The 1,373-nt window shown below is 54.5% G+C and carries 1 rRNA gene; it reads right to left on the bottom strand.

Annotation, left to right across the window (positions count from 1 at the left end):
* Positions 1 to 1,373 (bottom strand): 23S ribosomal RNA (locus HP552_RS00335); the annotation flags it as partial.

Genomic DNA, 1,373 nt, shown 5'->3' with positions numbered 1-1,373 from the left:
TTGGATAAGCCCTCGACCGATTAGTACTGGTCAGCTCCATGCATTGCTGCACTTCCACCCCCAGCCTATCTACCTCGTCGTCTTCAAGGGGTCTTACATACTGGGAAATCTCATCTTGAGGGGGGCTTCACGCTTAGATGCTTTCAGCGCTTATCCCGTCCGTACATAGCTACCCAGCGGTGCTCCTGGCGGAACAACTGGTACACCAGCGGTACGTCCATCCCGGTCCTCTCGTACTAAGGACAGCTCCTCTCAAATTTCCTACGCCCACGACAGATAGGGACCGAACTGTCTCACGACGTTCTGAACCCAGCTCGCGTACCGCTTTAATGGGCGAACAGCCCAACCCTTGGGACCTACTTCAGCCCCAGGATGCGATGAGCCGACATCGAGGTGCCAAACCTCCCCGTCGATGTGGACTCTTGGGGGAGATAAGCCTGTTATCCCCAGGGTAGCTTTTATCCGTTGAGCGATGGCCCTTCCATGCGGTACCACCGGATCACTAAGCCCGACTTTCGTCCCTGCTCGACTTGTAGGTCTCGCAGTCAAGCTCCCTTATGCCTTTGCACTCTTCGAATGATTTCCAACCATTCTGAGGGAACCTTTGGGCGCCTCCGTTACTCTTTAGGAGGCGACCGCCCCAGTCAAACTGCCCACCTGACACTGTCCCCGCACCGGTTTACGGTACCAGGTTAGAACCTAGATACGATCAGGGTGGTATCCCAACGGTGCCTCCACACAAGCTGGCGCTCATGCTTCAAAGGCTCCCACCTATCCTGTACAGATCGTACCCAAATTCAATATCAAGCTGCAGTAAAGCTCCATGGGGTCTTTCCGTCTTGTCGCGGGTAACCTGCATCTTCACAGGTATTAAAATTTCACCGGATCTCTCGTTGAGACAGCGCCCAAGTCGTTACGCCATTCGTGCGGGTCAGAATTTACCTGACAAGGAATTTCGCTACCTTAGGACCGTTATAGTTACGGCCGCCGTTTACTGGGGCTTCGGTTCACAGCTTCGGGATTACTCCCTAACCGCTCCCCTTAACCTTCCAGCACCGGGCAGGCGTCAGCCCGTATACTTCGCCTTACGGCTTCGCACAGACCTGTGTTTTTGCTAAACAGTCGCTTGGGCCTTTTCACTGCGGCCCCCTCGTGCTATTCACACTACCGGGGCACCCCTTCTCCCGAAGTTACGGGGTCATTTTGCCGAGTTCCTTAACGAGAGTTCTTCCGCGCGCCTTAGAATTCTCTTCTCGCCTACCTGTGTCGGTTTGCGGTACGGGCACCATCACCTGGCTAGAGGCTTTTCTTGGCAGTGTGAGATCATGACCTTCGCTACTGTAATTTTCACTCCCCATCACAGCTCAGCCTTA

The organism is Paenibacillus xylanilyticus (genome assembly GCF_013359935.1).
Lineage (GTDB): Bacteria > Bacillota > Bacilli > Paenibacillales > Paenibacillaceae > Paenibacillus > Paenibacillus xylanilyticus.
This window is presented reverse-complemented; position numbering and strand designations above follow the sequence as displayed.